Annotated in this window: 8 protein-coding genes and 1 pseudogene; 4 read left to right on the plus strand and 5 right to left on the minus strand. The window is 66.8% G+C overall.

Translation table 11 applies throughout. The annotated features are described in order from the left end of the window. The 4 genes and pseudogenes from ACWELQ_RS28280 to ctaD form a co-directional block, all read right to left on the minus strand. Positions 1-344, minus strand: a pseudogene (locus ACWELQ_RS28280) (peptidyl-tRNA hydrolase); the annotation flags it as partial. A gap of 20 nt (positions 345-364) precedes the next feature. Then, positions 365-841, minus strand: coding sequence for a protease inhibitor I42 family protein (locus tag ACWELQ_RS28285; RefSeq protein ID WP_452400077.1), 477 nt, complete (start codon positions 839-841; stop codon positions 365-367). A gap of 80 nt (positions 842-921) precedes the next feature. After that, positions 922-2,151 carry a phosphoserine phosphatase SerB gene (gene serB, locus ACWELQ_RS28290; protein WP_452400078.1) on the minus strand — a complete coding sequence of 410 codons (1,230 nt, stop codon included), beginning with the start codon at positions 2,149-2,151 and terminating at the stop codon, positions 922-924. 111 nt (positions 2,152-2,262) lie between these two features. Beyond that, entirely contained in the window at positions 2,263-3,999 is a 1,737-nt protein-coding gene (gene ctaD / locus ACWELQ_RS28295) for an aa3-type cytochrome oxidase subunit I (protein ID WP_452400079.1), read from the minus strand. Between the two features lie 180 nt (positions 4,000-4,179). On the opposite strand from ctaD, the gene ACWELQ_RS28300 reads away from it, so the two are divergent. After that, on the plus strand, positions 4,180-5,280 hold the full coding sequence (locus ACWELQ_RS28300) for an ABC transporter substrate-binding protein (RefSeq protein ID WP_452400080.1): 1,101 nt from the start codon (positions 4,180-4,182) through the stop codon (positions 5,278-5,280). A 63-nt stretch (positions 5,281-5,343) separates the two neighbouring features. Next, entirely contained in the window at positions 5,344-5,985 is a 642-nt protein-coding gene (gene lepB, locus ACWELQ_RS28305; protein WP_452400081.1) for a signal peptidase I, read from the plus strand. Positions 5,986-6,035: 50 nt separating this feature from the next. Here the strand turns inward: lepB and nrdF are convergent, their stop codons facing one another. Continuing rightward, entirely contained in the window at positions 6,036-6,998 is a 963-nt protein-coding gene (nrdF, locus tag ACWELQ_RS28310) for a class 1b ribonucleoside-diphosphate reductase subunit beta (RefSeq protein WP_452400082.1), read from the minus strand. Between the two features lie 407 nt (positions 6,999-7,405). Here nrdF and ACWELQ_RS28315 point away from each other — a divergent pair, with 407 nt between their 5' ends. Beyond that, positions 7,406-8,074, plus strand: coding sequence for a response regulator transcription factor (locus tag ACWELQ_RS28315; protein ID WP_452400083.1), 669 nt, complete (start codon positions 7,406-7,408; stop codon positions 8,072-8,074). Beyond that, the coding region (locus tag ACWELQ_RS28320; protein WP_452400084.1) for a histidine kinase dimerization/phospho-acceptor domain-containing protein at positions 8,071-9,081 on the plus strand (1,011 nt) is incomplete at its 3' end. The genes ACWELQ_RS28315 and ACWELQ_RS28320, both read left to right, overlap by 4 nt.

The raw sequence follows: 9,081 nt of genomic DNA on the forward strand, positions 1-9,081 counted from the left end.
TCGACTGTGACACCGGCGACTTCCTGCGCCGCCAGCCACTGCGCGCCGCGGGCGCGGCGGGCCACCTTGCGGATGCGGGAGCGCTTCCAGGTCAGGTAGCGCTCCTCCCACTCGCCGCCGGGGCCGACGCGTTCGTCCAGGCACAGCGCGACCACCGAGGACGCCGCGGCCGACAGCAGCGCGCTGCGATTGGGCGGGTCGTTCTTGGGAATGTGCAGCACCATCGGCATCGCCTGGACCAGGGCCGGGTCCTCGGGGTCGCCCCCGCCGCCGTAACCCCTGGCCAGCTCCGCGTGCCGCGCCGCGAATCCGGCATCGAGGGTGGATTCGATGCTGGACAACACAACTCCTCGAACTAGTGGATCTAGTGAACCGTCAGGTTCAGGGTGAAACGCTTGGCGGGCTCGATGCCCTGCTCCCAGGCCCGCTTGTATTCCAGAACGAGCTGGGTGGCTCCGGGGCTCACCGCCACGAAGTTCAGCACGGATTTGCCGCCGACACCGACCTTGCCGTCCGGGTTGGGGTCCTGCTCGTACTCGGCCGATCCGTTCTGCTTCACGATCGCCTGGTCCAGACTGCCGAGCACCCAGGCGTATCCGGTGGTCGGGTTGGCTTCCAGGGAGACGATCAGGCCCTGCCCGCCGGACAGGGTCAGATCCTTGCCGTCGGAGTCCGCACCGGCCGTCAAGGCCGGGTGCTCACCGGAGGTCGCCTGCACCGCGGTGGTGACCGCGACGCTGGTGGCCGACACCGGTTTCGACTCGTTCGGATTGGAGTGGCCGCAGGCGGTCAGCGCCAGCCCGGACAGTGCCAGCATCACCAACGGCAAACGCACGCGCACGGATACTCCTTCGGATCGTGGCCTGATACGCCGACCAACGCTACCGATCTCGCGTCCCTTACCGGGGCAGGGACATGCGCCTAACGGGGCAGCGGCACGCGCCGGATACCCCCGTCACGCGCGTCCGCGGCCTCCACCTCGTCGCGGGTGACGCCGAGGATGAACAGCACCGCGTCCAGGAACGGATGCGAGAGCGCGGCATCGGCGACTTCGCGCAGCGCGGGCTTGGCATTGAAGGCGATGCCGAGTCCGGCGGCATTGAGCATGTCGATGTCGTTCGCGCCGTCGCCGACCGCGACGGTCTGCTCCATCGCCACGCCGGTCTCGGCCGCGAAGCGGCGCAGCGCAACGGCTTTCGCGGCCCGGTCCACGATCTCGCCGGTGACCGCGCCGGTGAGCTTGCCGTCGCGGATCTCGAGGGTGTTGGCCTGCACGAAGTCCAGTTCCAGCTCGTGCGCCAGCGGCTCGATCACCTGGCGGAAACCGCCGGAGACGACACCGCAGCGGAAACCCAAGCGGCGCAGCGTGCGAATGGTGGTGCGCGCGCCGGGGGTGAGTTCGATGCGCTCGGCGACCTCGTCGATGACCGACGCGTCCAGACCGGCGAGGGTGGCCACGCGCTGGCGCAGGGATTCGGAGAAGTCGAGTTCGCCGCGCATAGCGGCCTCGGTGACCTCGCGAACCTGGTCCTCGACCCCGGCGTGGGCGGCCAGCATTTCGATGACCTCGCCCTGGATCAGGGTGGAGTCCACGTCGAAGACGATGAGCCGCTTGGCCCGTCGGGCCAGGCCCGCGCGCTCGACGGCCACGTCCACGCTCTCCTTGGCGGCCACGGCGGCCAGGGCGGTGCGCAGTTCGGTCTCGGATTCGGCGTCGGCGGTGGGCACGGTCACCATGAGTTCCAGGCCGGTCACGGGGTAGTCGGCGATACCGCGAATGGAGTCGATGTTCACGCGCTGGGCCGCGAGCTTGCGCGCGATGGCGCTGAAGGCGCGGGCGGTGACCGGGGAACCCAGCACCACGACCGCGTGGGTGGAGAGCTTCGCGCCCGAGACCGCGCTCGCGCCGATCGCCACGTCGACTTCCATGCCGATCGACGCCATGGCGTCCTCGAGCTGATCCTGCAGGGCTTCGGGATCGCTGGGACACGACACCAGCACGCCCAGGGTCAGGCGTCCCCGGATGACGACCTGTTCCACGTCCAGCAGGCTGACCCCGTTATTGGCCAGGGCGGCCAGGAGTACCGATGTGACGCCCGGCTTGTCGGGTCCGGTGACCGTGACCAGAACCGTCGTGTCAGACGCAGTCAATCGATATCTCCAATCTCGCTGAACGCACCGACCATGCCCGCGATGCGCTGCTCATTCTGTCAGAAACAAAAATGGCGGCCGTCTCGGACGGCCGCCATTTCAGGGGTCAGGCTAGCTGGAAACCTTGTCCAGCTCGGCCACGTGATGGGACTTCGAGCCCCAGCCCACGTGGGCCTCGGCGCGCATGCGATCCACCATGTGCGGGTAGTGCAGCTCGAAAGCCGGACGCTCCGAACGAATCCGGGGCAGCTCGTAGAAGTTGTGCCGCGGCGGCGGGCAAGAAGTCGCCCACTCCAGGGAGTTGCCGTAGCCCCACGGATCGTCCACGGTCACGACCTCGCCGTAACGGTAGGACTTGAAGACGTTCCAGATGAACGGCAGCATCGACGCGCCCAGGATGAAGGCGCCGATCGTGGAGATGGTGTTCAGGGTGGTGAACCCGTCCGACGGCAGGTAGTCGGCGTAGCGGCGCGGCATACCCATGTTGCCCAGCCAGTGCTGCACCAGGAACGTGGTGTGGAAGCCGACGAAGGTCGCCCAGAAGTGCCACTTGCCCAGACGCTCGTCCATCATGCGGCCGGTCATCTTCGGGAACCAGAAGTAGATGCCCGCGAAGGTGGCGAACACGATGGTGCCGAAGAGCACGTAGTGGAAGTGCGCGACCACGAAGTAGGTGTCGGACACGTGGAAGTCGATCGGCGGGCTCGCGAGGATGACGCCGGACAGACCACCGAAGAGGAAGGTCACCAGGAAGCCGACCGACCAGAGCATCGGGGTTTCGAAGGTGAGCTGGCCGCGCCACATGGTGCCGATCCAGTTGAAGAACTTCACACCGGTCGGAACAGCGATGAGGAAGGTCATGAACGAGAAGTACGGCAGCAGCACCGCGCCGGTCGCGTACATGTGGTGCGCCCACACGGCGATCGAGAGGGCCGCGATGCCGAGCGTCGCGTAGACCAGGGTGGTGTAGCCGAAGATCGGCTTGCGGCTGAAGACCGGGAAGATCTCCGAGACGATGCCGAAGAACGGTAGCGCGATGATGTACACCTCGGGGTGGCCGAAGTACCAGAACAGGTGCTGGTAGAGCAGCACACCGCCGTTGGCCGGGTCGTAGATGTGGCCGCCGAGGTGGCGGTCGTAGGCCAGACCGAACAGGGCCGCGGTCAGCAGCGGGAAGGCCAGCAGCACCAGCACCGAGGTGACGGCGATGTTCCAGGTGAAGATCGGCATCCGGAACATGGTCATACCCGGGCAGCGCAGGCAGACCACGGTGGTGAGCATGTTGACGCCACCGAGGATGGTGCCCAGACCGGAGACGGCCAGACCCAGGATCCACAGGTCACCGCCGACGCCGGGCGAGTGCACGATGTCCGAGAGCGGGGCGTAGGCGGTCCAGCCGAAGTCGGCCGCGCCACCGGGGGTGATGAAACCCGCGGTCGCCATGGTGCCGCCGAACAGGTACAGCCAGTAGCTGAACGCGTTCAGACGCGGGAACGCCACGTCGGGGGCGCCGATCTGCAGCGGCAGGATGATGTTGGCGAAGCCGAACACGATCGCGGTCGCGTAGAACAGCAGCATGATCGTGCCGTGCATGGTGAACAGCTGGTTGAACTGCTCCGGGGACAGGAACTGCATGCCCGGCCGGGCCAGCTCGGCGCGCATCAGCAGCGCCATGATGCCGCCGACGAGGAAGAAGGACATGGCCGTCACCAGGTACATGACGCCGAGAACCTTCGGGTCCGTCGTGGTGACCATCTTGTAGATGAACGAGCCCTTCGGACCTGTCCTTTGCGGATAGGGCCGAGCCGCCTCCACAAGGCTGGCCGGCCGCGGTTCTACGGCAGTCACGAAACCTCCACAGGTATGCCATCGTTCGTACGCTGCTTCCGGCGTCCGGTTCGGCAGTATGACGAACGACGGTTGGCTTGCGCTGTGAGAGATCGTAAACCGTGTTCCGACGGCGCTCGCCACGGGTCCTACTCTGTGTCGTAATTGGGAGTCGCCAGGCGCCGTTGTAGGCTGCCCGGCATGCCGGTGCGCGAGTCCGCTTCCACCCGAAACACGTTCGCCTCCACCTTTTCCTCTTTGCGCGGTTTGCGCAGTGTGGGATTGGTCTCGGTGGCGTTGCTGACGACGGTGGGGCTAGCCGCGGGATGCAGCAAGACCGACGACAACTCGGCGAATATCGTTCGCACCACCACGAATATCGCGGGTGCCGCCGTGGTCGGCATCGAACGCGACACGTCCAAGGCGTGCCCGCTGCCGTCGAGCCCCGACGCCGCCTCCGGCACCAAGTCGGTCACGCACGCGTCGGGCACCGCGGAGGTTCCGGCCGATCCCAAGCGCATCGTGGTGCTGTCGACCGCCGCGCTGGACGCCACCTGCGCGCTGGGCCTGTGGGAGCGCGTCGTCGGCGCGACCACCCTGGCCGGACCCACGCCGCAGCCCGGTTACCTGGGCACCGGCGTCCTCACGATTCCCGCTGTCGGCCAGGCCGACAGCCCCGATCCCGCGAAAATCGCTGAGCTGAAGCCGGATCTGATCATCGGCCCCGCCGCCGACGGCAATCAGTACGACGCCCTGAAAGGCATCGCCCCCACCGTGCTGGTGGGTGACGAGAACGGCTGGCAGGCGACCTTCAGCGGTTTCGCCGAGGCCATGGACCGCAAGACCGCGGGCGCCCAAGCCCTCGCCGACTACCGCACCGCCGCCAAGGACGCGGGCACCGCCGCGAACGCCGCCCTCACCCAGGCGTCGGTAATCCGCTTCGACGCCAACGACATTGCGGTCCAGGGCGGCAACAGCTTCGCGGGCCAGGTGCTCGGCGACGCGGGCGTGCAACGCCCCGCCCCCCAGCGCGCCGACTCCTTCACCGTCACCACCCTCGCCACCGAAGACGACCGCAACAAGCTCGAGGGCGACCTCATCTTCCTCATGTTCGACGGCCCCGATGGCCTGAAGTACGGCAAGTCCGTCATGCAGGGCGACAACTGGAAGAAACTCGCCGCAGTCAGCGACCGCCGCGAATTCGCCGTCGAAGACGCCATCTGGCACGGCAACGGCATCACCGCCGCCCGAGCCCTCCTCTCCGACATGCAAGCCAACCTCAACGGCTACGTCACCGACTGACCCGAAACACGCTGCGCCGCTGTGCGGTAAGGTCCGACTCCGATCGATGGGGGGCTGGACTTGGTGCTGGAAACATCCGACAGCGCGGCGGCGGGGAAACGGCGGCCGTGGTGGCGGCGGCCGCTGGTCATGGTTCCGCTGACGGTCCTCGTCCTGATCATCTCGTTGGCGGGCGCGGGCAGCGTGTACGAGATCCCTTCCCAGGCAATGGAACCGTCATTGCACGGCTGCACGGGATGCAGCGACGATCACATCTACGCCGAGCAACTGACCTACCTTTTCAGTGACCCGGAACCCGGTGATGTCGTCATCTTCAAGGCCCCGTCCTGGCGCCGGGGTTCCGAGCCGGTCACCGATCTGGTCAAACGCGTGATCGCGATCGGCGGTCAGACCGTGCAGTGCTGTGATCCACAGGGCAGCTTGCTGATCGACGGCAAACCTCTCGACGAGCCGTACGTGAAGTTCGACAGTCCTTTCCAGCCGGGTGTCAGCTACGCCGCCAATCCCGGCCGGGGACGTGAGTTCCCCGCGGTCAAGGTGCCCGCGGGCCGAGTGTGGGTGATGGGTGACAACCGCGCCGAATCCGCCGACTCGCGTATCCACATGAGAGACCCGTACTTCGGCACCATCGCGATCGGGGACATCGAGGGCAAGGCCGTCTTCAAGATCTGGCCGCCGCCCCGGATGGGCACGATCCCCCACTGACGACGCGAACGGCCCCGGGCGAAAGCCCGGGGCCGTTCCTTGTCGCTGGGTCAGAACTCCCAGTCCTCGTCTTCGGTGTTGACGGCCTTGCCGATGACGTAGCTGGAGCCGGAGCCGGAGAAGAAGTCGTGGTTCTCGTCGGCGTTCGGGGAGAGGGCGGAGAGGATGGCCGGGTTGACGTCGCACTCGTCCTTGGGGAACAAGCCTTCGTAGCCGAGGTTCATCAGGGCCTTGTTGGCGTTGTAGCGCAGGAACTTCTTGACGTCTTCGGTGAGGCCGACCTCGTCGTAGAGGTCCTGGGTGTATTCGACCTCGTTCTCGTAGAGCTCGAAGAGCAGCTCGAAGGTGTAGGCCTTGAGCTCTTCGCGCTCGGCCTCGGAGATGAGTTCGAGGCCCTTCTGGTACTTGTAGCCGATGTAGTAGCCGTGCACGGCCTCGTCGCGAATGATCAGGCGGATCATGTCGGCGGTGTTGGTGAGCTTGGCCCGCGAGGACCAGTGCATGGGCAGGTAGAAGCCGGAGTAGAAGAGGAACGACTCCAGCAGGGTGGAGGCGACCTTGCGCTTGAGCGGGTCCTCGCCGTTGTAGTACTCGAGCACGATCTCGGCCTTGCGCTGCAGGTTCCGGTTCTCCTCGGACCAGCGGAAGGCCTCGTCGATCTCGCGGCTCGAGCACAGCGTGGAGAAGATGGAGCTGTAGCTCTTGGCGTGCACCGACTCCATGAAGGCGATATTGGTCAGCACCGCCTCTTCGTGCGGGGTGAGCGCGTCGGGGATGAGGCTGACCGCGCCGACCGTGCCCTGGATGGTGTCGAGCAGGGTGAGGCCGGTGAAGACTCGCATGGTGAGTTGCTTCTCATTGGCGGTCAACGTGTTCCAGGATGGGATGTCGTTGGAGACCGGCACCTTTTCCGGCAACCAGAAGTTGCCGGTGAGCCGATCCCAGACCTCGGCATCCTTCTCGTCCTGCACGCGGTTCCAATTGATCGCGGTTACTCGATCGATCAGCTTCACACCCGCTCACACACCCTTCTCAGCTCCCGAGACCCTGCGGATTTTTCCTGCCACGAACACTACTACTGGTGGACGACAACCCCGCGCAGCACAACACCTTGTGTCTTCAAGCTGTCCAGCAAGAATGCGAAAAGGGTGTGGGCAGATACGCCGCCGACGGCAGAAAATTACAGCCGTGCAATCCGTCACAGCGAGCCGGGGTGGGCGAGCCGCGTCCCGCACCCCGGTTTGCCGATCCGATGCCGCCGCCGCGGAAAAGTCCTCGACGGGGTGGGTGGTTCCGTGAGAGGGTCGGGAGGCGCTGGCGGCGAACGGGTTTGCCGCTCGATCATTTTTCGATCATTTTCCGCTAAGACCGTCGCCCGAACCGTTGGGCAGTCGTCCGGGATGCCCTACTCTCTGCCTCTGTGCGTGTTTTGGTGCTAGAGGACGACTACCAGCTCTGTCGTGAGGTAACCGATGGGTTGCGCTCGGCCGGGTTCGCGGTGGACCTAGCCCAGAGCATCGCCGACGCCGATTTCAAGATCTCCATCAATCGCTACGACTGCCTGGTGGTGGACCGCGGCCTGCCCGACGGCGACGGCCTGGACCTGGTCGCCGGGGCCCGCACCGCCGGGCATACCGTGCCCGCGCTCATGCTCACCGGCCGCGACGGCCTGCACGACCGGCTGGCCGGATTCGAGTCCGGGGCCGACGACTACCTGACCAAGCCCTTCGCGCTGCCGGAGCTGGTGATGCGGGTGCGGGCCCTGTGCCGCCGCCGCGAACAGCCGACGAGCGCGCGGATCGCGGTGGCCGACATCGATATCGACCTGATGCGGCGGCGCGTCACCCGCGGCGGCATCATGCTGGCGTTGACGCCCAAGGAGTTCGCGGTGCTCGAACTCATGGCGACCCGCCGCGGCAGCGTGGTCACCCGCACCGATCTCATCGAATGCTGCTGGGACGAAATGGCCGAGCCCGCCTCGAACGTGGTGGACGCGGTGGTCGCCAAGCTGCGCCGCAAGCTCGGCGAGCCGAGCGTGATCGAGACCGTGCGCGGCACCGGATTCCTCATCGCCGGAGTGCTCTCGTGAGTTCGCACCGCTCCCCCGTGGTGGCCCGGATGAACCGGGCCCGCTGGTTCATGACCGCGCTGGTCACCGTCATCACCGCGGCGGCCGTGCTGATCTTCGGCTATGTGGCCGCCTCGGTCGACGCGCACGCGCGCGAGACCCGGGCCAACGATCAGGTCGAGCGGGTGTCGGGCGGGCTGGCCCGCGCCATCCAGCACGATGACAAGCAGGTGCTGGACCTGTCCTCCATCGTCGACGACGAGCTGGCCAAGGGCTCCACGGCGGTGGTCGTGGAGGTGCGCAAGCCGGGCGAGTCCTGGAAGCAGGCGCACATCTATCAGCGCTCGCTGATGCCCGACGACGTGCAGATGGCCACGCTCGCAACGCAAACCGAGGACGGCGCGGACGGGCTGCTCTATCAGAGCCACCGCTACACCCAGACCGATATCACCGGTCGCTCGGTGACCGTCGTGGGCAGCCCGGTGTTCTGGAGCGATTGGGACAATGTCGTCGTCATCCTGGCGGGCACCGAATCCATGGCCGATCCGGGTGCGCATCGAACCCTGGTGTGGGAGTTGACGATCGGCGGCGCGCTGCTGGTGCTGCTGTCCGCCGCGGCCACCTTCCTGCTGTCGGGCCGCAGTCAGCGCCAGGCGCTGCGCCTGCTCGACGAGCACGAGCAGTTCCTGGGCGACGCCGCGCACGAATTGCGTACGCCGCTCACCACTTTGAAGCTGCTCACCGAATCCAAGCCCGAACCCGCCGAGGTGCAGCAGACGCTGGCGGAGGCCCGCCGCCTGGCGGATCGCATGGCGCGCCTGGTGACCGGGCTGCTGGCCCGCGCCCGCATGCAGTCCGGCATCGCCGAGCCCGAGCGCACGCTGCTGCGGCTGGACCAGCTCGCCGAGGCGGTCGCCGAGGAGGCCGGGGATCCGCGGCTGGTGGTGACCGCGCACCCCAGCGTGGTGGTCGGCGATCCGGCGCTGCTGAGCCTGGCCATCCGAAACATGCTGGAGAATGGGCTGACC

This window comes from Nocardia sp. NPDC004722, from assembly GCF_053601505.1.